This window comes from Microbacterium sp. JZ101, assembly GCF_053903175.1.
In genome coordinates, this window is record NZ_CP096400.1 from 439,765 (window position 1) to 461,894 (window position 22,130).

20 protein-coding genes are annotated in these 22,130 nt (G+C 72.7%); 8 read left to right on the forward strand and 12 right to left on the reverse strand.

Features of this window, described 5'->3' with window-relative positions; genetic code table 11:
- The first annotated feature begins 53 nt into the window (after nucleotides 1-53).
- Complete coding sequence (locus M1D56_RS01920; protein ID WP_271174722.1) at nucleotides 54-476, forward strand: recombinase family protein; 423 nt, start codon at nucleotides 54-56, stop codon at nucleotides 474-476.
- A gap of 13 nt (nucleotides 477-489) precedes the next feature.
- Here the strand turns inward: M1D56_RS01920 and M1D56_RS01925 are convergent, their stop codons facing one another.
- Nucleotides 490-753 (reverse strand): glutaredoxin family protein, encoded by a 264-nt coding sequence (locus tag M1D56_RS01925; protein WP_271174721.1) that lies wholly within the window; start codon nucleotides 751-753, stop codon nucleotides 490-492.
- Between the two features lie 58 nt (nucleotides 754-811).
- Here M1D56_RS01925 and M1D56_RS01930 point away from each other — a divergent pair, with 58 nt between their 5' ends.
- Nucleotides 812-1,615 carry an alpha/beta fold hydrolase gene (locus M1D56_RS01930; protein WP_456284512.1) on the forward strand — a complete coding sequence of 268 codons (804 nt, stop codon included), beginning with the start codon at nucleotides 812-814 and terminating at the stop codon, nucleotides 1,613-1,615.
- Between the two features lie 9 nt (nucleotides 1,616-1,624).
- Here the strand turns inward: M1D56_RS01930 and arfA are convergent, their stop codons facing one another.
- From arfA to trhO, 8 genes are all read right to left on the reverse strand, one after another.
- Nucleotides 1,625-3,160 (reverse strand): arabinosylfuranosidase ArfA, encoded by a 1,536-nt coding sequence (arfA, locus tag M1D56_RS01935; RefSeq protein ID WP_456284513.1) that lies wholly within the window; start codon nucleotides 3,158-3,160, stop codon nucleotides 1,625-1,627.
- Between the two features lie 20 nt (nucleotides 3,161-3,180).
- Entirely contained in the window at nucleotides 3,181-4,077 is an 897-nt protein-coding gene (locus M1D56_RS01940) for a carbohydrate ABC transporter permease (protein ID WP_271174718.1), read from the reverse strand.
- Nucleotides 4,074-5,039 carry a carbohydrate ABC transporter permease gene (locus M1D56_RS01945; RefSeq protein WP_271174717.1) on the reverse strand — a complete coding sequence of 322 codons (966 nt, stop codon included), beginning with the start codon at nucleotides 5,037-5,039 and terminating at the stop codon, nucleotides 4,074-4,076. The genes M1D56_RS01940 and M1D56_RS01945 overlap by 4 nt, the downstream gene beginning before the upstream one ends.
- A complete protein-coding gene (locus tag M1D56_RS01950) occupies nucleotides 5,036-6,373 on the reverse strand; it encodes an extracellular solute-binding protein (RefSeq protein WP_271174716.1) in 1,338 nt (445 codons plus the stop codon). Before M1D56_RS01950 ends, M1D56_RS01945 begins: the two co-directional genes overlap by 4 nt.
- A gap of 88 nt (nucleotides 6,374-6,461) precedes the next feature.
- A complete protein-coding gene (locus tag M1D56_RS01955) occupies nucleotides 6,462-7,487 on the reverse strand; it encodes a LacI family DNA-binding transcriptional regulator (protein WP_456284514.1) in 1,026 nt (341 codons plus the stop codon).
- Between the two features lie 100 nt (nucleotides 7,488-7,587).
- The gene (locus tag M1D56_RS01960) at nucleotides 7,588-10,257 is read right to left on the reverse strand and encodes a phosphoenolpyruvate carboxylase (protein ID WP_456284515.1); all 2,670 of its coding nucleotides are present in this window, start codon (nucleotides 10,255-10,257) and stop codon (nucleotides 7,588-7,590) included.
- A gap of 36 nt (nucleotides 10,258-10,293) precedes the next feature.
- A complete protein-coding gene (locus tag M1D56_RS01965; RefSeq protein WP_456284516.1) occupies nucleotides 10,294-11,481 on the reverse strand; it encodes a hypothetical protein in 1,188 nt (395 codons plus the stop codon).
- 94 nt (nucleotides 11,482-11,575) lie between these two features.
- Nucleotides 11,576-12,475: an oxygen-dependent tRNA uridine(34) hydroxylase TrhO gene (gene trhO / locus M1D56_RS01970; protein WP_324012752.1), complete on the reverse strand. Its 900-nt coding sequence runs from the start codon at nucleotides 12,473-12,475 to the stop codon at nucleotides 11,576-11,578.
- Nucleotides 12,476-12,535: 60 nt separating this feature from the next.
- On the opposite strand from trhO, the gene ypfJ reads away from it, so the two are divergent.
- From ypfJ to M1D56_RS02000, 6 genes are all read left to right on the forward strand, one after another.
- Nucleotides 12,536-13,420, forward strand: a complete 885-nt coding sequence (ypfJ, locus tag M1D56_RS01975; RefSeq protein WP_324012751.1) for a KPN_02809 family neutral zinc metallopeptidase — start codon at nucleotides 12,536-12,538, stop codon at nucleotides 13,418-13,420.
- Nucleotides 13,421-13,486: 66 nt separating this feature from the next.
- Nucleotides 13,487-14,632, forward strand: a complete 1,146-nt coding sequence (locus M1D56_RS01980) for a low temperature requirement protein A (RefSeq protein WP_456285258.1) — start codon at nucleotides 13,487-13,489, stop codon at nucleotides 14,630-14,632.
- Nucleotides 14,633-14,725: 93 nt separating this feature from the next.
- On the forward strand, nucleotides 14,726-15,355 hold the full coding sequence (locus tag M1D56_RS01985) for an RNA polymerase sigma factor (protein ID WP_271174710.1): 630 nt from the start codon (nucleotides 14,726-14,728) through the stop codon (nucleotides 15,353-15,355).
- Entirely contained in the window at nucleotides 15,352-15,819 is a 468-nt protein-coding gene (locus tag M1D56_RS01990) for a hypothetical protein (protein ID WP_271174709.1), read from the forward strand. The genes M1D56_RS01985 and M1D56_RS01990 overlap by 4 nt, the downstream gene beginning before the upstream one ends.
- A gap of 83 nt (nucleotides 15,820-15,902) precedes the next feature.
- Nucleotides 15,903-17,498, forward strand: coding sequence for a S8/S53 family peptidase (locus tag M1D56_RS01995; protein ID WP_456284517.1), 1,596 nt, complete (start codon nucleotides 15,903-15,905; stop codon nucleotides 17,496-17,498).
- A gap of 1 nt (nucleotide 17,499) precedes the next feature.
- Nucleotides 17,500-19,986 carry a CHAT domain-containing protein gene (locus tag M1D56_RS02000; protein WP_456284518.1) on the forward strand — a complete coding sequence of 829 codons (2,487 nt, stop codon included), beginning with the start codon at nucleotides 17,500-17,502 and terminating at the stop codon, nucleotides 19,984-19,986.
- Between the two features lies 1 nt (nucleotide 19,987).
- On the opposite strand, the gene M1D56_RS02005 is transcribed toward M1D56_RS02000, so the two are convergent.
- From M1D56_RS02005 to M1D56_RS02015, 3 genes are all read right to left on the reverse strand, one after another.
- Complete coding sequence (locus M1D56_RS02005) at nucleotides 19,988-20,425, reverse strand: adenylyltransferase/cytidyltransferase family protein (protein WP_271174706.1); 438 nt, start codon at nucleotides 20,423-20,425, stop codon at nucleotides 19,988-19,990.
- Between the two features lie 283 nt (nucleotides 20,426-20,708).
- Complete coding sequence (locus tag M1D56_RS02010; protein ID WP_324012744.1) at nucleotides 20,709-21,221, reverse strand: serine acetyltransferase; 513 nt, start codon at nucleotides 21,219-21,221, stop codon at nucleotides 20,709-20,711.
- Nucleotides 21,218-22,129: a glycosyltransferase family 2 protein gene (locus M1D56_RS02015; RefSeq protein ID WP_456284519.1), complete on the reverse strand. Its 912-nt coding sequence runs from the start codon at nucleotides 22,127-22,129 to the stop codon at nucleotides 21,218-21,220. The genes M1D56_RS02010 and M1D56_RS02015 overlap by 4 nt, the downstream gene beginning before the upstream one ends.
- Nucleotide 22,130: the final 1 nt, after the last annotated feature.

Genomic DNA, 22,130 nt, shown 5'->3' on the forward strand with positions numbered 1-22,130 from the left:
CGGGGGTGGGCATCCGCACTGCGGGCACGGCACAATGGACGTGGAGGAGCACCATGAGCCACGCAGACACCGCCGAGACCGAGATCCATCAGGCTTCGGAGTGCCCGAAGTGCTTCGTCGAGCTCCAGCGGGACGGCGGATGGTGGCAGGCGCGTCCTGCGGGATCGCGTCTCGTGGGCCTCGTCGTGCAGCGCGACGACATGCCGTCGGTGATCCAGCAGCGCGAGGACCTCACGCGCTTCGGCGTGCCGATCGAGGGCTTCCGGCACCCCGCGCCCGACATCCTCGAATCATGGGAGGAGCGCCTGCAGCGCCTCTTCTCGCGCCTGAAGTCGGGCGATGTCGTCGTCGTCGCGAGCGTGCACGCGCTGGGCCGCGACGCGGCGGAGGAGGTGCGCACGATCGCCGAGCTCTCGCGCCGCGGCGTCGTCGTGAAGGTGCTCGGCCACGGCCAGAAGCACCTCCACGACGCCTGATCGCGCGAGAGCCTCAGATGAGGGCGAGCTCCTTGAGCTTCGCCTCGACGTCGGCGTTCGACGGCTCGACGTGGTGGGTCGCGTCGGGGTAGACCACGACCGGGATGTTCGTGCGTCCCGAGATCTCCTTGGCGACCTCGGCGGCCGCGGGCTCGGCCTCGAGGTCGACGTACGTGTACGCGACGCCGAGCTCATCGAGCTGCGCCTTGGTGCGGCGGCAGTCGCGGCACCACTCGGCGCCGAACATGGTGATCTCGTTGGTGGCGGAAGTCGTCATGCCTTCCAGGTTACGCGCGCTGCGGGGTGCGGGATCCGGGCGATCGTAGGCTGAGAGGATGGGTGCGCTCGAGGACGCGGCGGAGGCCGCGGATGACGTGATCGACGAGCTGGCGGGGGCGCCGGAGGACGGCCGGATCTCGCGCTTCACGTGGCAGGGCGCGACCCTCGTCGCCGAGGAGCGCGGAGCGGGCGAGCCCGTCTTCCTCCTCGTGCACGGGATCGGCATGGGCCGCCGCGTCTTCGCCGACGTCGCCGTCCACCTCGCCGAGCGCGGGCGGGCGATCGCGATCGACCAGCCCGGATACGGGGAGGCGCCCGAGCCGCCGCGGACGCCGTCGATCGAGCGCGTCGCCGACCTCGTCGCGGCGTTCATCCGCGATCGCCGTCTCGAGCGCCCGATCCTCATCGGGCACTCGATGGGCACGCAGGTCGTCGCCGAGATCGCGGCCCGCCACCCGGATCTCGCGGGGCCGGTCGTCCTCGTCGCCCCGACCGTCGACTCCGAGGCGCGCCGCGCCGTCCCCCAGCTGCTGCGTCTGGGGCGCGATCTCCTCGGCGAGAGCCTCAAGGTGCTCGTGCTCGGTGCGAGGGAATACCTGCGGGCCGGCCCGAACCTGCGGCGCAAGATGAAGGCGATGCTGTCGCATCGCCCCGAGGACGCGTACGAGCGGATCCGCTCGCGCACGCTCGTCGTGCGGGGCGCGAACGACGTCGTCTGCCCGCCCGTGTGGGTGCGCCGCGTCGCGGAGCTCGTGCCCGACGCGACCTCGATCGAGATCCCCGGCCACGGGCACGAGACGATGATCCGCGACGGCGCCCCCGCGGCCGAGCGCATCCTGGCGTGGCTCGACCGCGGGTGACGCGTCAGATCAGGCCGTCGCGGCGTCGAGGACGATGACCGCCCACGACATCGGCGGCAGGGTGGCGCGCACCGCGCCGTCGGCGATGCCCGCGTCGCGCAGGGGGACGAGCCCCACGCGGTCCTGATCGTCGGCGACGTTCGCGGAGCGCCGGTCGCCGCCCTCGGGCACGGTCAGCACCTCGGCCGAGCGGATGGCCGTGGCTGCGAGCCCGCGCAGGTCGACCGTGACGTCGCCGGCCTCCTCGAGCGAGCGGTTCGCGACGAACAGCGCGATCGTCCCGCTCGCCTCGTCCCACGTCGCGGCCGCGTCGATCGCGTCGACGTCGCCGAACTTGCGCGTGCTCGTCTGCGACGAGTCGACCGCGAGCCGCAGGATCCGCCCCTGCGCGAGACGCGCCATCCGCGCGAACGGCCAGAAGATCGACTGGCGCCACGCGGGCCCGCCCTCCTCCGAGCGGATCGGCGCGATGACGTTGACGAGCTGGGCCTGGTTGGCGATGCGCACGCGGTCGCCGTGGCGCAGCAGGCTGTGCAGCAGGGTGCCGACGACGACGGCGTCGGCGACGTCGTACGTGTCCTCGATGAGGCGCGGGTGCTCGCGCCATCCCGCCGCCTCGATCTCGCGCGCCTCGTGGTCGTTGTACCGGTCCTGGTCCCAGACGTTCCACTCGTCGAACGAGATGTCGACCTGCCTGCGGTGCTTGCCCGCGGCCTTCACGGCGTCGATCGTCGCGATCACGCCGTCGATGAACGCGTCCATGTCGACGCCCTCGGCCAGGAACGACGCGGCGTCGCCGTCGCGCTCCTGGTAGTACGCGTGCATCGAGATGTAGTCGACCTCCTCGTACGCGTGCGTGAGCACGGTGTGCTCCCACGTGCCGAAGGTCGGCATCTGCCGGTTCGACGATCCCACCGCGACGAGCTCGATCGTCGGGTCGACCAGGCGCATCGCCTTCGCCGTCTCCTGCGCGAGGCGGCCGTACTCGTGCGCGGTCTTGTGGCCGATCTGCCACGGCCCGTCGAGCTCGTTGCCGAGGCACCACAGGCGGATGTCGAACGGGTCGGCTGCGCCGTTGCGGCGGCGCAGGTCCGACCAGTAGGTGCCGCCGGGGTGGTTCGCGTACTCGACGAGCGCGCGCGCCTCCTCGACCCCGCGCGTGCCGAGGTTCACGGCCTCCATGACCTCGACGCCCGCCTCGTCCGCCCACTCGACGAACTCGTGCAGGCCGAAGGCGTTGGTCTCGATCGTGTGCCATGCGCCGTCCAGCCGGCGCGGGCGCTGGTCGACCGGCCCGACGCCGTCCTCCCACAGGTAGCCCGAGACGAAGTTGCCTCCGGGGTAGCGGACGACGGTCGGCCCCAGCTCCTTCACGAGCTGCAGCACGTCGCGCCGGAAGCCCCGCTCGTCGGCCTGCGGGTGGCCGGGCTCGAAGATGCCGGTGTAGACGCAGCGTCCCATGTGCTCGACGAACGATCCGAAGAGCCGGCGCGGCACGTCGGCGATCGTGAAGTCGCGGTCGATGGTGATGCGGGCGCGGGTCATTTCTCTCCTGGTTCCGGGTGTCACTGGCCGCCGAAGCCGGTGGTCGCGACGCCCTTGACGATCTGCTTCTGGAAGATGAGGAACACGATGATGAGCGGCAGCGCGGCGAGCACGGCCTGCGCCATCACCTGCGCGTACTGCACGCCGTAGGCGCTGATGACGGTCTGCAGGCCGACCGGCAGCGTCATGAGCGTCGTGTCGTTGATGACGAGGAACGGCCAGAGGAAGTTGTTCCACGCGCCGATGAACACGAAGATCGCGACCGACGCGAGGATGGGCCGCGACAGCGGGAGCACGATCGACCAGAACACGCGGAAGCGGCTCGCGCCGTCCACGCGGGCGGCGTCCTCGAGCTCGATCGGCACGGCGTCGAAGAACTGCTTGAGGATGAACACCATCGCCGGGGCGACGACCTGCGGCAGGATGAGGCCCCAGTGCGTGTCGATCATGTTGAACGCGAGCATCTCGTAGAACAGCGGGATGATGAGCGCCTGCGGCGGCACGACGATCGCGGCGATGACGGCCACGTAGAGCCAGCGCCGCCCGGTGAAGTCGAGCCGCGAGAACGCGTAGGCGGCCATCGCGGAGATCGCGAGCGTGATGGCCGTCACGGCGGCCGACGTCCAGAGGCTGTTGAAGGCCCAGATCCACACGTTGCCCTGCGAGAGGATGGCCGTGAACGCGTCGGTCGTGGGGCCGCTCGGCCCGATCCACGAGGGGTCGCCCGACGCGGCGTCGGTCTCGGTCTTGAACGCGGTCGCGACCGCCCACAGGAACGGCAGCAGCCATCCGATCGCGAGGAGCAGGAGCACCGCGAACGCGACGATCCGCAGCGGGCCGAACCGCCGGGCCCCGGGCTTGCGCTCGGCGCGGCGCGCGGTGGAGGGGGTGACGAGGGTCTGCGTGACGGTGGTCATCGCTGCTCCTTCCTGCGCGCGGCGGCGGCACCACGGGACATGATCGCCGCCTGGGCGACGCCGATGATGACGATGAGCGCGAAGAACACGTAGGAGATGGCTGCCGAGTAGCCGAAGCGGTAGCCGACGAAGCCGGCCTCGTACATGTACTGCACGATGGAGCGCGTGGTGTCGCTCGCGACGCCGCCGAGCATCTGATACGCCTGGTCGAACAGCTTGAGCGACGCGAGGATCTGCAGCATCACGATGAGGACCGTCGCGGGCCCGAGCTGCGGGATCGTGATCGACCAGAGCTGGCGCCACGGCCCCGCGCCGTCGAGCGACGCGGCCTCGTACTGCTGGGCGGGGATGTTCTGGAGGGCCGCGAGGTAGAGCAGAAAGTTGAACCCGACCGTCCACCACACGGTCGCGATGACGATCGCGATCATGTTCGTGTCGGGGTTCTGCAGCCACGCGATGGGGGCGAGACCGAGCGCCTCGAGGATGTTGTTGGCCGCGCCGATCTGCGGGTTGAAGATCCACACCCAGATCTGCGAGATGACGGTCGAGGCGAGGAGGAACGGCATGAAGAACGACAGCCGCCACAGCCACTGGCCGGGGATGCCGCGGTCGACGAGCACCGCCATGACGAGCGCGATGACGACGAGGGGAACGGTCGAGAGCACTGTGAACCAGAGGGTGTTCCCGAGCGAGCGCCACATGACGGGGTCGGCGAGGGCCTCGGCGTAGTTCGCGAAGCCGACGAGGTCGCCGCCCGCGCCGGTCAGGGACTGGTTCGTGAAGCTCAGGTAGATGCCGTGGAGGATCGGCCACACGAGGAAGAGCGCGAACGCGATGAGGAACGGCGCGAGGAAGACCCAGCTCACGAGCTGCTCGCTGCGCTGGGCTCCGACGTGACGGCGTCCGCCGCGCTGGGCGCCGCCGGTGACGATCGTGCGGGTGGTGGGAGCTGCGGTCGTCATGACTGCCACGTCCCCTCGGGGTCGGCCGGGTTCGGCTTGGAGAGCATGCTGTCGACGCGCGCCTGGAAGGCCGCGATGGCGGCGGCGGGGTCGCCGCCGCTGAGGAGCACGTCCTGCACGGACGCGCCGAAGTCGCCCTGGAAGTTCGACCCCGAGCCGGTGAACCACGCGGGCGGGTCGTATGCGACGTTCTCGGCCGCATTCGCGTAGTGCGCCTGGGGGACGAGATCGGCGTAGTCGGGCGACTCCGTGATCGGCAGGTAGGCCGGGATGTGGCCCGCCCCCGCCCAGTCGAACGAGCCCTTGAGGATGTCGGCGACGAACCGGTACGTGAGGTCGCGCTTGACGGGGTCGGGGCTCGTCTGGTGCGGCAGCACGAACGAGTGCGAGTCGGCGTACACGGAGTCGGTGCCGTAGAGCGTGGGGATGGTCGTCGCGTCGAACGGGATGCCCGCGTTCTGCATGGTCCGCAGCTCCCACACGCCCGTGAGGAACATGCCGCTGCGGCCCGTCGCGAACTCGGCGACGGCCGACTGGTAGTCGTTCTGCGGGGCGGCGATCTCGCCGTCCAGCAGGCTCTGCATGAGCGTGAGCGACTCGACGGCCGCGTCCTGGTCGAGCACGCTCTTCCCGCCCTCGGGCAGCTCCATCGCGAGCCCGTGCTGCGTGTAGAGGGTGTAGAAGAGGCGCCACATCTGGGCGCCGTCGCCGAGGTACCCGTACGAGAGGCCGTGGCTCTCCGACGATCCGGCCACGGCCCGCGTGAGCTCGAGGAACTCCTCGGGCGACGACGTCGGCAGGAGCCGCCCGTCGCTGTCGAGCACGCCGGCGGCGTCGCAGATGTCGGTGTTGAACATGAGGATGAACGGGTGCGCGTCGAGCGCGACGCTGTAGAGCTCGCCGCCCGCGAAGCCCTTCTCCCAGATCGGCGCGGGGAAGGTGCTCTCGTCGACGCCGAGCTCGGCGAGCCGGTCGACGTCCCACGGGTCGAGCAGGCCGCCCGGCGCGTAGCCCGCCACGCGCGTGGCGTGCATGACCGCGACCTCGGGCGCGCGCCCGCCGGTCGCCGCCATGGCGAGCTTCGTGTAGTACGGCGAGCCCCACGCGAGGACGGTGGGGCGGATGCGGTACTCCTCCTGCGCGGCGTTGACGCCGTCGAGGAGGCCCGACATCGTCACGCCGTCGCCGCCGGAGAGCAGGTGCCAGAACTGCAGCTGCTGCGCGCCGCGGGCGGCGCTCGCCGGGGTGCAGCCGGCGATGAGCGCCGTCCCCGCGAGAGCCGCGGCGCCCGCGAAGAGCTGGCGCCGAGTGATGTGGACCGGTGGTGATGCCATCGCCACTCCTTCGTGACCGTCTGACAGAGACGACGCCATCATTACATCGATGTAATGGATGCGCAAGAGGCGTGCGGAGGCGAGCCGCTCACGACCGATCGGTGCTCGCGCGGACGATGAGCTCGTGAGCGACCTGCACGGCGCGCGGCGCCTGCGACCGGTCGGACATCCGGCTCTCGAGCAGCGTGACGGCCTCCCGCGCGAAGGCGCCTCGGTCGAAGCGGATGGTCGTCAGGGCGGGGGTCGCGAAGCGCGCGGGCTCGACGTCGTCGAACCCCGCGACGAGCACGTCGTCGGGGACGCGGAGCCCGTGCGCGTGCAGGGCGTGCAGCGCGCCGATCGCGATCGAGTCGGTGAACGCGACGACGGCGTCGAACGGGGTCCCGCGCGCGACGAGCTCGTCGATGCCGGCCGCGCCCGCCGCCATCGTCCAGGGGAAGCGATTGACCTCGAGCGCGGGATCGAGGGGGATCCCCGCGTCGGCGAGCGCCTCGCGGTAGCCGGCGAGCCGCAGCCGGCTCGTGGCGGTCGCGATCTCCGACGCGTCGTCGCCCCCGACGGCCGCGATCCGGCGCGCGCCGCGCTCGAGGAGGTGGCGGGTGATCTCGCGCGAGGCCGCGAGGCTGTCGACGAACACGCGGTCGGTGACGTGCTGCTCGACCTCGCCGATGAGCACGACGGGAGGCAGGTGATCGGCGTGCTCGACCGCGCTGTCCTCGAGGCGGATCGGGTTGAGGATGAGCCCGTCGATGAGGTGCGCGCGGGCGCGCGAGATGAGCTCGTACTCGCGGCCGGGCTCGGCGGCCGTCTCCTCGATCTGGACCGCGAAGCCGCGCTCGTGGGCGACGTCGAGGATGCTGTCGAGCAGCTCGGCCGAGAACGCGGTCGCGAGATCCGGCAGCGCGACCGCGATCGTGCCCGAGCGGCCGTTGCGGAGGCCCCGCGCGCTGAGGTTGGGCACGAAGTCGAGCTCGGCCATCGCCCTCTCGACCCGCTCGGTCGTCTCGGGGCGGACGAAGACCGTGCCCGTCACGACGTTGGAGACGGTCTTCGGCGACACTCCGGCGAGCGCCGCCACGTCCTTCATGGTGGCCCGCATCGCCCTCCTCGCCATCCGCTCAGAATAGACGCCCCCCTGTGCGTGTCTCACTCGGTGCGGGAATGCCGCCGGTATTCCCGCGCCGAGTGAGACACGCAGAGGAGAGAGGGCGGGATCAGCCGGTGTTCTGCAGACCGGCCGCGACGCCCGAGACCGACAGGAGCAGGAGGCGCTGCTGCTCGGGGTCGGCGTTCCCGCCCGCTGGCGTCTCGCGCAGCGCGCGGAGGGCGCGCAGCTGCAGGAGCGACAGCGCGTCGACGTACGGGCTGCGGAGCTTGACCGCGCGCTGGAGCACGGGCTTGTTCGCGAGGAGCCCGTCGCCGCCCACGATCCGCACGACCCACGAGCGCGTGAGCGCCATCTCGTCCATGACGAGCGCGGCGAGGTCGTCGCGGTCGCCGAGGGCGAGGTACTGGCGGGCGATCCGGTCGTCCGCCTTCGCGAGGCTCATCGCGACGTTGTCGATCATCGTGCGGAAGAGCGGCCACTCGGCGTAGGCGGCCCGCAGCCGCTCCTCGTCGCCGACCGACTCGAGCGCGGTGCCGAGCCCGAACCATCCGGCGAGGTTGATGCGCGCCTGCGTCCACGCGAACACCCACGGGATGGCGCGGAGGTCCTCGAGCGACTCGACCGAGAGCCCGCGGCGGGCCGGGCGCGAGCCGAGCGCGAGCAGCCCGATCTCCTCCATGGGCGTCACGGTGGCGAACCACGGCGCGAAGCCCGGGGCCTTCACGAGGTCGAAGAACCGCGCGCGCGACGTCGTCTCCATGACCTGCGCGATGTCGGCGTACCGCTCGGCGGCCGTGCGGTTGCGGTCCTCGTTCGAGGGCGCGCCCGCCGTGAGGATGGCCGCGGCGACCTGGTCGATGTGCCGCATCGCGATGTCGGGGTCGCCGTAGCGGGCGAAGATGACCTCGCCCTGCTCGGTGAGCTTGAAGCGCCCGTCGACCGAGTGCGGCGGCTGCGCGAGGATCGCGCTGTTCGCGGGGCCGCCGCCGCGGCCGAGCGCGCCGCCGCGGCCGTGGAAGAGCGTGAGCTCGATGCGGTTCTCCTGCGCCCACGCGGCGATCGCCGCCTGCGCCTCGTACAGGGCGAGGTTCGCCGCGACGGGGCCGACGTCCTTCGACGAGTCGGAGTAGCCGAGCATGACCTCGAGGCGACGGCCGGTCGCGTCGAGGCGCGACGCGAACTCGGGGTGCTCTACGATCTCGGCGAGGATGCGCGGCGCGGCCTGCAGGTCGGCGAACGTCTCGAAGAGGGGGATGACGTCGAGCACGGGCGCGGGCCCCGCGTCGCCGACCGCGTAGCGCGCGAGGCGGTGCACGTTGGCGAGGTCGTCGGCGGACTGCGTGAACGACACGATGTAGCGGCCGGCCGCGCGCGGCCCGAAGCGCTCCTGGATGAACGCGATCGCGCGGAAGACCTCGAGGACCTCCTCGGTCAGCTCGCTGCGCGGGCCGCCCGCGTCGAGCTCGGCGAGGACCTTCGCGTGCACGGCCGAGTGCTGGCGCACCTCGAGCTCGGCGAGGTGGAAGCCGTAGGTCTCCACCTGCCAGATGAGGTGCTGCAGGCTGCCGTACGCCTGACGCGCGGCGCCCGCGTCGGCCAGCGACGTCTGCACGATCCGCAGGTCGGCGAGCAGGTGCTCGGGGTCGCGGTAGGCGAGGTCGGCGTCGCGCGTGCGGGTCGCCGTGATCCGGCGCGCGATGAGGAGGAGGATGCGCCGGTGCGGCTCGTTGGGGGAGCGCTTGGCGATGTCGGCGGCGGCGTCCTCGTCGGCGCTGCGCAGACGCTCCCAGAGCGCGAGCAGCTCGTCGCTCGGCGGCGTGGAGGTCGCGTCGAGCGTGAGCCCGCGGCCCACGCGCTGCGCGGCGCGCTCGAGGCCGAGGAGCACGTGCTCGCTCGCGATCGCGGCGGCCTTGCGGCTCACCTTGGCCGTGACGAACGGGTTGCCGTCGCGGTCGCCGCCGACCCAGCTGCCCACGCGGACGAACGGGCGCACGACGGGCGTCCGGTCGCCGTCGACGCCGCCGTGGATGGCGTCGTCGACACGGCGGTACATCTCGGGGACGGCCGTGAAGAGCGTGTCGTCGAAGACCGCCATGACCGCGCGCACCTCGTCGGTCGGCGACGGCTTCTCGGGGCGGATGGGCGCGGTGCGCCACAGCGTGTCGATCTCCTCGAGCATGAGGCGCTGCGTGCGCTGCGCGGCCGAGCCGCCCTCGGGCGCGGCACCCAGCTCGTCGACGAGGGCCGACAGGCGGCGGATGCTCGTCGAGACCGCGCGGCGGCGGGCCTCCGTCGGGTGAGCCGTGAAGACGGGGTGGAAGCGCAGCGCCTGCAGGCGCTCGCGCGCCGCGTCCTCGCCGATCTCGCCGGCGAGCTCGGCGAACGCGCCGGCGATCGTGCCGCGCGGGTCGCGCTCGGGCTGGCCGTCGCGCTCGCGGAGCACGCGCACGCGGTGGTGCTCCTCGGCGAGGTTCACGAGGTGGAAGTAGCACGTGAACGCCCGTGCGACCTCGTCTGCCCGCTGGATCGAGAACGAGTCGGCGATCCGGACGGCGCGGTCGAAGGCCTCGGGGCTGGGGTCCGTGTACGCGTGGATGGTCGCGACGCGCAGGCGCTCGACGTCGTCGAACAGGCCGGCCGAGCCGCTCTCGCGAAGCACCTGGCCGAGGAGGGAGCCCAGCAGGCGCACGTCGGCGCGCATCTGCTCGGGGATCTCCTGCTCCGCTTCCAGTCGCCCGACGGCGTCGAGAACTTCCGTGGGGGTGGGATCGTGCATGCAGACAACGCTAGCGGGCGCGCGCGACCGCTCCGTTCACGCGAGGACGGATGTGACGGCGTGCGACAGCGCGTCGCGCATCTTGCGCGGGAAGAGCGGGAGAATGCGCGCGACGAGCAGTGGCAGCCGGGACTCACGCTCAAGGTCGACACGGGCGATGTCGTTCTGCAGCGCGCAGATCCGGTCGTGCAGTGAATCCGCCCGGCTTCGGAGACCGGGTTCGAGAAGGGCGGCGACGGCCGCCCGAACCGTCCACGGCGAACGGGCACTCGACCGCGCGAGCCAGACGGAAACGGCGCCGATCAGAGCGAAGGCGATGCTGTAGACGGCCCAACCTCGATCCCCCGTTGAGAGCCAGAACCAGCCTTCGAACACAGCGAGCGGAAACCAGCCGCCACCAGCGAAGATCTTTCCCGCAACCCGTGACACGCGGTCGACCCGGGAGGGTCCGAGCGCCGACGACGACCAGGCGATGCCGTAGGCGCTGACGAGCGAGAGCACGACGACGGTCCCGATGACAGTCGTCGTCCAGGATGCGGAGGCGTCGCCCAGCGACAGCCAGATCGAGAACGCCGCGGGAACGCCGAGGAGGAGCAGTGAGCCCCAAGACGCGAGGATGAAGAGCGCGCGCCGTCGAGTCGGCAGCTCTCGAGCGTCAAGCTCCTCCAGCACCTGGCGCCGAGCACGGTATTGCGTGCGCAGATTCTCCACCTGCTCGCGTGCATTCGCGACGAAGGGGATGCCGATGCCGACCGCGAAGACCACCGCCAGAGCAGCGAGAACCAGCATCACCACCCCGCCCCCGACGGTGGACAGACGCGTGTAGGCGCCGAGCTGCCCCGCTGTCGCAAGTGCGACAGCGGCGATCGCGAGGGCGGTGGTGAGGCTGTCGCAGCGACGGCGCTCGTCCAGGGCATGCTGGTCGATGAGTCCCCGTCGGAGTTGGCCTTCGAAGCGAAGCCGGAGGGTGATGATCGCGGGGCCGGCGAGGGCGAGGGCAACGAGCGAGGGGGTGATGAAGCCCCTCGCCACAGTGGACACGACCGACCATGCGTGTCCCCACGAACTGGTCGCCGCGACGATGACGAGAAAGAGCCAGGCGAATCCGGCCGTGCTCAGGACGCCGAGGCTGACGATGTAGCCGGCCAGCCTGGGTCGCGAGGTCTGCTCGCCGGGGACGTAGATTGCCTTCGCCGGCTCACGAGAATCGCTGCGTGTGATCATGTGCCGCAAGGTAGACCCCACCCCCGACATCCCGCGCGCGCCCTGCTCGCGCGCCTGTCCTGAGGCGGCGCGGAGCCATCCGCCCCGGCGGGCGCTACGCGGCGACGGCCGCGTGGCGCCCGCACGGGTGCACGTCGCCGCAGCCCGCGCACAGGACGACGCGGACCTGGCAGGTCTCGTCGACGCAGTCGACCATCCGGTCGGTGGGGCTCTCGCACGCCGCGCAGCGCGAGATCACCGCCGCGCCGTCGCCGAACGTCATCGACTCGCGGCCGTCGAAGACGTAGAGCGATCCCTCCCACAGGCCCGCGTTGCCGAAGGTCTCTCCGTAGCGGACGATGCCGCCGTCGAGCTGGTACACCTCGCCGAAGCCGCGCGCCGTCATGAGGCTCGAGAGCACCTCGCACCGGATGCCGCCCGTGCAGTAGGTCACGACGGGCCTCCCCTTGAGGTCGTCGTAGCGCCCCGAGTCGAGCTCCGCGATGAAGTCGCGCGTCGTGGCGACATCCGGCACGACGGCGTTCCGGAAGCGGCCGATCGCCGCCTCGAACGCGTTGCGGCCGTCGAAGAACACCACCTCGTCGCCGCGCTCCTCGACGAGCTTGTGCAGCGCACCCGGTGTGAGGTGCGTGCCGCCGCCCACGACGCCGTTCTCGTCGACCCGCAGCTCGCCGGGCGCGCCGAACGACACGATCTCGTCGCGCACCTTGACCGACATCCGCGGGAAGTCGAGGCTGCGGCCCTCCGCGTCGAGGCCCGACCCCGACGACCACTTGAAGTCGATGCCCTTGAAGGGCGCATAGTCCTTCGTCTTGCGGACGTAGCGCTTGAGCGCCTGCATGTCGCCGCCGACCGTGCCGTTGATGCCGTGCTCCGACAGGAGGATCCGGCCCCGCAGCCCCAGCAGCTCGCACAGGTCGCGCTGCCAGAGGCGGATGGCCTCGGGGTCGGCGATCGGCGTGAAGAGGTAGTAGAGGAGGATCTTGGCGGGCACGGATCCAGGGTAGGCGAGCAGGCCGTGAGGACGCCGGTCGGGAGCGGTACCGTGGGCGTCATGACGTTCAACGAGAACGCGGATGTGAGCGGGCACGGCGCACGGCGCCGAGGACGGACCGCGGCGATCGCGGGCGGCGGGATCGGCGGCCTCGGCCTGCTCGGCGTCCTCGTCGTCGGACTGCTCACGGGCGGCGACTTCGGGTCGGTGCTCGGGCTGCTGTCGCCCGACGCCGGCGCGCCCGGCGGCTCCGGCCAGGAGACGGCGATCTCGGACTGCGAGACGGGCCAGGACGCGAACGAGAACGACGACTGCCGGCTCGCGGCCGGATCGCTCGCGCTCGACCAGTTCTGGGCCGGCGCCCTCGAGGGGTACCGCGAGCCCGAGCTCATCATCGTGGACGGGCAGACCGAGACCTCGTGCGGCACCGCGTCGAACGCGACGGGGCCGTTCTACTGCCCGCCCGACGAGACGGTCTACATCGACCCGACGTTCTTCTCCCTGCTGCGCGAGCGCTACGACGCGCAGGCGGGCGACCTCGCGCAGCTGTACGTGCTCGCGCACGAGTACGGGCACCACGTGCAGAACCTCACGGGCGTGCTGCAGGAGCATCAGGGCGGCGGAACCGGGCCCGAGAGCGACGGCGTGCGCACCGAGCTGCAGGCCGACTGCTTCGCGGGCGCCTGGGTGGGCGCGATGACCGAGCAGGTCGACGAGAACGGCGTCCCGTACCTCGAGGCGCCCACCCGCGGGCAGCTCGCCGACGCGATGGACGCCGCCTCCGCGGTGGGCGACGACCACATCCAGCAGGAGTCCGGCGGCGTCGTCAACCCCGACAGCTGGAGCCACGGCTCGAGCGAGCAGCGCATGCGGTGGTTCCAGACCGGGTACGAGCGCGGAGAGCGCGCGTGCGACACCTTCGCCGTGCCGGGGAGCGAGCTCTGACCCGCGCGTAGTCTGTCGCGTGTGAACGCACCGCACTCCGCGCTCGGCCGTCTGCGGATGGTCCCCATGCGCCCGCGCGACCCGCGCGAGCCCCATCGGGCCGCGACCTCCCTCGAGCTGTTCTTCGACCTCGTGTTCGTGATCGCCGTGAGCACGGCGGCGGTCAACCTGCACCACGCCCTCGTCGAGGCGCACGTGCTCGACGGCGTCGTGTCGTACCTGCTCGTCTTCTTCGCCATCTGGTGGGCGTGGATGAACTTCACGTGGTTCGCGACGTCGTTCGACGCCGACGACTGGCTGTACCGCGTGCTCACGATCGTGCAGATGGGCGGCGTGCTCGTGCTCGCGGCCGGGGTGGGCCCCGCCTTCCACGGCGACTTCACGATCCCCGTCGTCGGCTACGTCATCATGCGCGTCGCGATGGTGGCGCAGTGGCTGCGCGCCTCGCGGGGCGCCGGCCGCGCCCGGCGCACGACGCTCATGTACGCGCTCGGCATCGCGGTCGTGCAGGTGTACTGGCTGCTCACTCTGCTCGTCCCCGAGGGCGCGTTCCTCGTGGCCTTCCTCATCGGCGTCGTGCTCGAGCTCGCCGTCCCGATCATCGCCGAGCGCGGAGCGAACACCCCGTGGCATCCGCACCACATCACCGAGCGGTACGGGCTCTTCACGCTCATCCTGCTCGGCGAGAGCCTGCTCGCGTCGGCCAACGCCATCATCGAGGCCCTCGAGGACGCCGACGCGCTGGCTCCGCTCATCGCGATCGCCGTGCTGACCCTCGTCGTGACGGCCGCGCTCTGGTGGATCTACTTCTGGCCCCCGCACCACTCCGCGATCGGATCGCTCGCGCAGTCGATCCGCTACGGGTACGTGCACTACGTCGTCTTCGCGGCGGCGGGGGCGTTCTCGGCCGGCGTCGAGGTCGAGATCGACGCGCTGACCCACCACAGCGAGCTCACGGGGCCCGCCGCTGCCTCCACGGTGACCATCCCGATCGCGCTGTTCGTCCTCGGCATCTGGTGGATCGCCATCCGCGCGCACGCTGACCGCGTCGTGAACACGGTGGTGCCCGTGGGCGCCGTGCTCGTCCTGCTCGACGCGCTCCTGCCGTTCCCGCTCGCGCTGAGCGCGGTCATCCTCGTGGCGATCGTCGTCGTCCTCGTGCTGAGGTCGCCGCGCGCCGCCGAGGCTCCGCTGCCCGGGCAGACGCGCTGAGCGCCGCCTGGGCAGCGCCTCGGTATCGACTGCATCACGTATCACGCCGCGTGTTGCACGCCTCGTCGCAGGTATGGACACAATGTGTCTGACATGGACGATCTCTCCCTGTCGCCCGCGGATGACGCGGACGACGTCGCCGACGCCCACGGCGCGGCGCGCTGGGAGCAGGCGGCCGCGCACTTCGCGCGCTGGCGCAGCGGCGACCCGCAGGCGATCGACGAGCTGGTGCGCATCATGACCCCCGTGCTGTGGCACGTCGTCCGCGCGTACGGCCTGCGTCGGGCGGCGGCGGAGGACGTCATCCAGACGACGTGGCTCACGCTCGTCCGCAAGCACGACACGATCGCGAGCGCCGACGCGGTCTCCGGATGGCTGCGCGTGACCGCGCGCCGCGAGGCGTGGCGCGTCGCGCGCGCGGACCGTCGCGCCGATCCGACCGACGACGACCTGCTCGAGGCGCGGCTCCCGTCGCGCCGCGCGGCCGAGGACGACGTCGCAGAGGCCGACACGGCCGACCGCCTCTGGCTGGCCGTGCGCGCGCTCGACGAGCGGTGCCAGCGGCTGCTGCGGATCGTCGCCTTCGAGGACCGACCGGACTACGCCCAGATCGCCGCCGATCTGCGCATGCCGGTGGGAAGCATCGGGCCCACGAGGCAGCGCTGCCTCGCTAAGCTTCGAGCCAGATTGAATCCCGATATACGAGACGAGGGACGATCGTGAACGACCACGTCGGGGGAGCAGAGGACCGCGAGCTCCTCGACGCGCTGCGCGCGTCCTGGGAGCAGGCCGATCCCGTCCCCGCAGGACTCGCCGACCGCATGATCGCGGCCGTGGCCGTGGACGACCTCTCGCGCGAGTTCGCGCTGCTCTCGCTCGTCGACGGCGCGCAGGCCGCCGTGCGGGCGGGTGACGAGCGGCGCACGCTCCAGTTCGCGGACGACGACGCCGAGGTGCTGCTGCACGTGTCGCCGACGGATGGCGGCGCGCGCCGGATCGACGGATGGTCCCGTCCTGCGGTGCTCGCGGCGCGCCTCGCGCAGGACGACGCCGAGTGGGCCGCCGACACGGTCGGCGACGGCCGCTTCTCGTTCGAGGGCGTGGCCGCGGGGCGCGCGCAGGTGCGGATGGTCGTGCGGCAGGAGGAGGGCCTCCGGGAGGTCGCGACCCCCTGGTTCGACATGTGAGGTCGATCTTCCCGTGACGGCGGTTCTGGGGCAGAATACGCGCAAGCGGTGCTCCCCTGGCCGAGTGCCCGGGGAGGTGCGCGATGCCCGACGACAGCCGGACCACATCCCAGCCCGACGGATGGTCGTGGCGTGATCGCGCCGCGGGATCGATCCCGGTCGGGCGGGTCCTCGACCCGGCGGTCGAGCGCGTCGACGGCGTGCGCGCGTTCCCGACCGCGTACGTTCCCGACCGGCTCCTGATCGCACGGCGCGACGACGATGCGGAGGCGGTCGACGGACTCCGCCTCGTCCGCGAGGCCGCTGCCTCGTTCGGGTGGCAGGTCGTCCCCGAATCGCTGCGCGGCGACGCGCTCGGCGAGGCGGAGGAGCCGACCCCGCTGCTGCCGGGCCTCGGGATGCTGCGCGCGCAGCTCGTCGCGCCCGACGGGCCCTCGCGGGGAGAGGCGCCCGTGCCGCCTGACGCGTGGCGCGTCCTGCAGCGGGCGCGACGCCTCTCTCGAGGCCGACTGCGCGACGTCGCGCTCGACCACGTCGTCGCGATCGACCCCGTCGGCGTCAATCCGTTCACGCGCACGAATCCCTTCACGCGGACGAATCCGTTCACGCGCACCAACCCGCATGGCGCTGACCAGTACGCCGAAGCGGGGCACGGCGGGCGGCAGCCCGTCGTGCGCCTCGGGGCCGGGCCCACGCGCGCGGGGAAGCCGCCGCGCGGGCGACGGCGCCCCGTCGTCGCGATCCTCGACACGGGGTGCGGCGCGCACGACTGGCTGCCCGACGACATCGTCACACGCCGCGTCGAGCTCGACGGAGCGCCGCTCGGACTCACGGACGACGCCGACCCCGAGCGGTTCCCCGACCTCTACGGCCAGCTGGACGGGGAGATCGATCCCGTCGCCGGGCACGGCACCTTCATCGCCGGGATCGTCCGGCAGGTCGCCCCGGAGGCCGACATCCTCTCCGTGCGGGTCGCGAACGCCCTCGGCATCGTCGACGAGAGCGCGCTTCTCGAGACGCTGGCCGGGCTCGTCGAGCTGCTCGCGCGGCACCGTGCGGGGCGGGAGGGCGGATGCGCGATCGACGTGATCAGCCTGTCGCTCGGCTACTACCACGAGACCCCGGAGGACGGGCTCTTCTCGACCGTGCTCTTCGAGCTCCTGCGCAGGGCGCGCGAGCTCGGCTGCGCGGTCGTGTGCTCCGCGGGCAACGACGCGATCGACCGGCCGCCCTTCCCCGCGTCGCTCTGGCCGTGGCCGGGCGGCGACAACGGCATCGAGCCCGACGACGGGGCCGAGCACGTGTCGGTGGGCGCGCTGAACCCGAGCGGCGCGGCGGTCGCGCTCTTCTCGAACGTCGGGCCGTGGGTGCGCGTGTACGCGCCGGGCGCCGCGGTGGTGAGCACGATCCCCGCGTTCGAGGGCGGGCGGCAGGCGTCGTCGCGCGATGACCGCTTCGCGCGGCGGCGGGAGACGATCGGGCCCGAGTGCTACCTCGGGAGCTTCGCCGTGTGGAGCGGCACGTCGTTCGCTGCCCCGTTCGCCGCCGCGATGATCGCCGCGCAGCTCGGATGGCCCGCGGCCGGCATCCGCGCGGCGGGCGATGCATGCGCCGAGAGCCGCGCGGCCACGGCGGCCGCGCTCGAGCTGCTCGCCGCGCGGGACCGGTCAGGGGGATGACGTGGCCTCGCGCCCGGAGCTTCCCGTCGAGGAGCTCCTCCGCCGGGGAGTCGACGCCGCCAACGCGAAGCGGCTGCGCACCGCGAGGCGGCTTCTCGTGCGCGCCCTCGAGGCCGCCGACGACGACGTCCTGCGCGCACGGATCAGCGCGTCGCTGGCCTACGCGCTCGGGCAGCTCGGCGATCCGGACGGGGCGGAGCTGCTCTGCCGCACCGCCCTGCGCTTCCCGATGCTGCCGGAGGAGACCCGCGGCATCATCTCCGGTCAGCTGGCGACGCTGCTCCTGCACCGGGGCGACGTCGACGCCGCCCTCCCGCTCTTCGAACGGGCCGTCGCGCTCATCGACAGCCCCGCCTCGCGCGCCAACGTCGTCCTGAATCGCGGCGTCGCGCTTCTGCAGCGCCGACGGCTCGGCGAGAGCGCCGACGCGTTCCGGTCGGCGGCCGCGCTCTTCGCGGACCTCGGCGACCGCGGCGGCGAAGCGCAGGCCCGCCACAATCTCGGGTACACGGCGCTCCTCGCGGGGGACCTCGTGCTCGCGCTCAGCGAGATGACCGTCGCGCGCGCGGAGATCGCGCGCGACTCCGCTGTCGCCGCGGCGATCTCCGACCTCGATCGCGCCGAGGTCCTCCGGGAATCGGGCCAGCTGCGCGAGTCGGCCGCTCTGCTCGAGCAGGTCGCCCAGGCGTTCGGCCGGGCGCGCATGCAGCAGGCACGGGGCGAGGCCGAGCTCCAGCTCGCGCAGACCCTGCTCGGCTACGAGCCGGGTCGCGCCGCCCGGGTCGCGCTCCGCGCCAGTCGGCGCTTCCGCGGGCTCGGCAGCGCGTCCTGGGAGGTGCGAGCGGAGGGCGTCCGGCTGCGGGCGCTCCTCGCGCCCACGGCCGACCGCACGTCGGCGAAGCCCGTCCCCTCGGCGCTCGAGGAGGAGTGCGCGCGCGTCGCGCGGCGGCTGTCGCGCTTCGGGTTCCGCGTCGAGGCCCGCGCGCTCCGCTACGTGCTCGACGCGGCCCTCGCGCGCACGGGGCGGCCGCCGTCGCGCGCGGCCCGCCTGCATCCCGACGACCCGCTGTCCGTCCGCGTGCTCGCCCACGAGGCGAGGGCCGCCCGCTCGGCGGCCCTCGGGCGCGACGCGGACGCCCGCCGGCACGCCGAGGCGGGCCTCCACGAGGTGTCGGCCTGGCAGCGGTCGTTCGGGTCGCTCGAGGTGCTCTCGTCGACGGCCGTCCACGGATCGGGGATCTTCATCGAGGGCCTCGCCGCGAGCGTGCGCTCCGGCCGCCCCGACACGGTCTTCCGCTGGTCGGAGTACACGCGCCACTTCAGCCAGCAGGTCTCGCCCGTGCGCCCTCCGCAGGACGCCGAGCACGCGGCCGACCTCGCGCAGCTGCGTGCGCTGCGCGCCGAGCTCGCCTCGTCGGACTGGGTCGCCGACCCGCGCGTGGCGTCCCTGCGCCAGCGGATCAGCGAGCGTCAGTGGGTCGCGACGGCCTCGACCGACGGCCCTCCCGTGGTCTCCCTCGACGAGCTGCGGTCGGCGCTCGACGGCGACACCGCCCTCCTCACGTACGTGTACGTCCGGGGCCGGCTCACGTGCCTCGTCGTGCCCGGGCGCGGAGCGCCCTCGCTCATCGACATCCCGTGGGGGCGCGTGCGCGACCTCCGCCGCGGTCTGTACAGCGAGCTCAACGCGGCCGCGGCGACGCGCACGGGGCCCGGAAGCCGGCTCATCCGCGAGTCGCTCGAGGCCCGGCTGTCGTGCCTGTCGCGCGCGCTCGTCGAGGAGGCCGTGCGCGCCGCGGGAGACCCGAGGAGGGTCGTCGTGACGGCGCCGGGCGAGCTGCGCGGAACGCCGTGGGGCATGCTGCCGGCGTTGCGCGGCCGGGTCGTGACGCACGTCCGCTCGGCATCGCGCTGGGTCGCCACGCGCGGCTCGGTGCCGCTCTCCTCGGCCGGGTTCGTCGTGGGTCCGGGCGTCGCGCGCGGCGACGAGGAGGCGGACACGGGTGCGCGGGCCTGGCGGCGCGCCGGGGGCCCTGCGCGCATTCTCACGGGCGACGCGTCGCGGATCGAGCACGCGACGGCTCTCGCGGAGGGCGTCGATGTGCTCCACGTCGTCGCGCACGGGCGGCACTCGCCGGATTCGCCGCTCCTGTCCGGATTCGAGCTCGCGGACGGCACGCTGTTCGGGTACGACATCGACGCGATCGCCCGCCCGCCCGCCGTCGTCGTGCTGTCGGCGTGCGAGCTCGGCCGCTCATCGGCGCTGTGGGGCGAGGAGGCGGTCGGGATGGCCAGGGCGTGGCTGCACGCGGGGTCGCACTGCGTCATCGCGGCTCCCGTGACGGTGGCCGACGACGTCGCCTGCGAGCTGCTGGGCGCGATGCACGAGGGGCTCGTCGGCGGGCTCGATCCCGCCGAGGCGCTCATGCGGGCGACGGCCCAGACCGGGCACGTCGCGCCCTTCGTCTGCTACGGCTCGGGCTTCTGAGTCACCGCGCGACGGGAAGGGCCGGCGCGAGGGCGTCGAGCGCGCGCCGCAGCGCGGTGCTCGAGGTGTGCGCGGTGTAGGGGAAGTACACGACCTCGACGCCGACGGCGCCGAACTCGCGCTCGAGGCGGAGGCCCTTCTCGGTGCCCCGCCAGTCGTCGCCCTTGAAGAAGTGGGTGAAGCCGACCTCGCGCCACACATCGAGCTTGTCCGGCACCGTCTCGACGTGGACGTCGTCGACGTACCGGATGCTCCGGACGATCTCCGCGCGCTCGGCGGTGGGCACGACCGAGCGGATGCCCTTCACGGCGCGGAGCATCTCGTCGCTCACGACGCCCGCGATGAGGACGTCGCAGTTCTCCTTGGCGTGGCGGAGGAGGTTGAGGTGGCCGACATGGAAGAGGTCGAACGCGCCGGCCGCGTAGCCGATGCGCGTCATGCGGGCGCCTTCCCGCGGGCGGGACGGCGGGAGGTGCCCCGGTGGCGCAGGGGGCGCACCACCGGGGCGATGGGAGAGAGCTCGGATCTCTCCCATGGCTCGGCCGGGACGGCCGAGGCGACCGATGCGGACGTCGCCGGGGGTTCGGCATCGGCATCGGGGTCTGGGGCCGCTCGGCCGGGGGCCACGGGCACCGCGCGGACCGCCCCAGACGGCGGCAGTGCCCGTGAGCTCTCAACGGATCGCATACTGGGGAAGAGCGCGGACCGCGGCGGCTGATACATCACGACTCGGTAACGAGCTCGGACCGCGGCGAGCGCACGACGCCGCCGGCCGGCACGTCCTTGACGACCACGGCGTAGGGGCCGATCCGCGCGCCCCGGCCGACCGTGATCGCGCCGATGACGACGGCTCCGACCCCGATCTCGACGTCGTCCTCGATCACGGGGCAGTCATGCGGCGTGCGGCGATTGCCGAGCGTCACACCGTGGCGGAGCATCACGTTGCGGCCGATCACGGTCGCGGGGTTCACGACGACGCCGATGCCGTGACGCAGCCGGAGTCCGGGTTCGACGCGGGTCGTCGGGGGGATCTCGATGCCCATGATCCACTCCGTCACGAGCTTGTATCCCGCGGCGTGCGCGAGGTAGATCGCGCGGCCGAGGGGCCGGCGGCTGCCCTGCCAGCGCTGGCAGCGGCGCAGCCAGCCGAGCACGAACCGGCTCTTCGGGTACCGCGCGTTCGCCGCCCGGTCAGCCTGGAGCGCCGCGCGGAGGCGATCGCGCGCGGCGCTCATGACGCTGCCTCCGCTCGCTCGTCCGCGGCGGCGCGGATCCGCTCGCGGCACCAGGCCGCGCGCCGTGCGAGGCGCCGCAGCACCGCGGCGCGATCCGCCGGCCGGAGCCGCGACGCCGCACAGCGGAACCGCCGCTCGAACTCGTCGAGGCACGCGGCCTTCTCCTCCGCGGGCAGCGGAGCGACCGCGAGGGCCGTGAGGCGCGGGAGCGGGGCGCCGAGCACGCGAGCCGACAGCTCCGCGAAGGCGGCCTGCGTGCGCTCGTCGTTCCACGACCGCAGGCGCCAGCCCTCGGCGGACGTGACCTGCCCCGGATGCACGCGGTAGAGAAGGGACGGGGCCGCGAGACGACGCAGACGAGCGCCCGACGAGGCGAGCCGCAGCCACAGGTCGTAGTCCTCGCTCGGGACGACGCGGTAGCCGCGAACGGCCTCGACCGCGGAGCGCCGAGCGGCCATGGTCGAGTGGGCGACGGGGTTCGTCAGGAGGAGATGGAACGGGAAGGACGCGGTCCCGATGCCGGACGGCCAGGGCGGGCGGGGCACCCCGGCTCCGTGCCAGGAGGCGACGGTCGTGAAGACGGCGTCCGCAGTCTTCAGGGCCCGCAGCTGCCGGCGGAAGCGGCCGGGGAGGACGACGTCGTCGGCGTCCATCCGCGCGACGAGCTCGCTCGCTGAGGCATCCAGCAGGGCGTTCAGCGCCCGGGCGACGCCGCGGTTCGGGCCCGTCAGCACGCGCAGGCGCGGATCGTCGATGCGCTCGAGCGCCGCGAGCGTGCCGTCGGACGATCCGTCGTCCTGCACGACGAGCTCGGCGTCGGCTGGCAGGTCGCGCAGCGTCGACCGCACGGCGCGGTCGATCGTCGGCGCCGCGTCGAACGCCGGCATGAGCACGGAGAGCCGCGGCATG

Excerpts from the sequence above, each read along its gene's own strand:
- M1D56_RS01925 (WP_271174721.1), bottom strand. The coding sequence starts at position 753 with ATGACGACTTCCGCCACCAACGAGATCACCATGTTCGGCGCCGAGTGG.
- M1D56_RS02005 (WP_271174706.1), bottom strand. The coding sequence starts at position 20,425 with ATGACGCGCATCGGCTACGCGGCCGGCGCGTTCGACCTCTTCCATGTC.
- M1D56_RS01980 (WP_456285258.1), top strand. The coding sequence starts at position 13,487 with ATGCGCCCGCGCGACCCGCGCGAGCCCCATCGGGCCGCGACCTCCCTC.
- M1D56_RS01930 (WP_456284512.1), top strand. The coding sequence starts at position 812 with ATGGGTGCGCTCGAGGACGCGGCGGAGGCCGCGGATGACGTGATCGAC.
- M1D56_RS02010 (WP_324012744.1), bottom strand. The coding sequence starts at position 21,221 with ATGAGCGCCGCGCGCGATCGCCTCCGCGCGGCGCTCCAGGCTGACCGG.
- arfA (WP_456284513.1), bottom strand. The coding sequence starts at position 3,160 with ATGACCCGCGCCCGCATCACCATCGACCGCGACTTCACGATCGCCGAC.
- M1D56_RS01920 (WP_271174722.1), top strand. The coding sequence starts at position 54 with ATGAGCCACGCAGACACCGCCGAGACCGAGATCCATCAGGCTTCGGAG.
- M1D56_RS01950 (WP_271174716.1), bottom strand. The coding sequence starts at position 6,373 with ATGGCATCACCACCGGTCCACATCACTCGGCGCCAGCTCTTCGCGGGC.
- ypfJ (WP_324012751.1), top strand. The coding sequence starts at position 12,536 with ATGACGTTCAACGAGAACGCGGATGTGAGCGGGCACGGCGCACGGCGC.
- M1D56_RS01960 (WP_456284515.1), bottom strand. The coding sequence starts at position 10,257 with ATGCACGATCCCACCCCCACGGAAGTTCTCGACGCCGTCGGGCGACTG.
- M1D56_RS01955 (WP_456284514.1), bottom strand. The coding sequence starts at position 7,487 with ATGGCGAGGAGGGCGATGCGGGCCACCATGAAGGACGTGGCGGCGCTC.
- M1D56_RS01995 (WP_456284517.1), top strand. The coding sequence starts at position 15,903 with ATGCCCGACGACAGCCGGACCACATCCCAGCCCGACGGATGGTCGTGG.
- M1D56_RS01985 (WP_271174710.1), top strand. The coding sequence starts at position 14,726 with ATGGACGATCTCTCCCTGTCGCCCGCGGATGACGCGGACGACGTCGCC.
- M1D56_RS02015 (WP_456284519.1), bottom strand. The coding sequence starts at position 22,129 with ATGCCGCGGCTCTCCGTGCTCATGCCGGCGTTCGACGCGGCGCCGACG.
- M1D56_RS01945 (WP_271174717.1), bottom strand. The coding sequence starts at position 5,039 with ATGACGACCGCAGCTCCCACCACCCGCACGATCGTCACCGGCGGCGCC.
- M1D56_RS01965 (WP_456284516.1), bottom strand. The coding sequence starts at position 11,481 with ATGATCACACGCAGCGATTCTCGTGAGCCGGCGAAGGCAATCTACGTC.
- M1D56_RS01940 (WP_271174718.1), bottom strand. The coding sequence starts at position 4,077 with ATGACCACCGTCACGCAGACCCTCGTCACCCCCTCCACCGCGCGCCGC.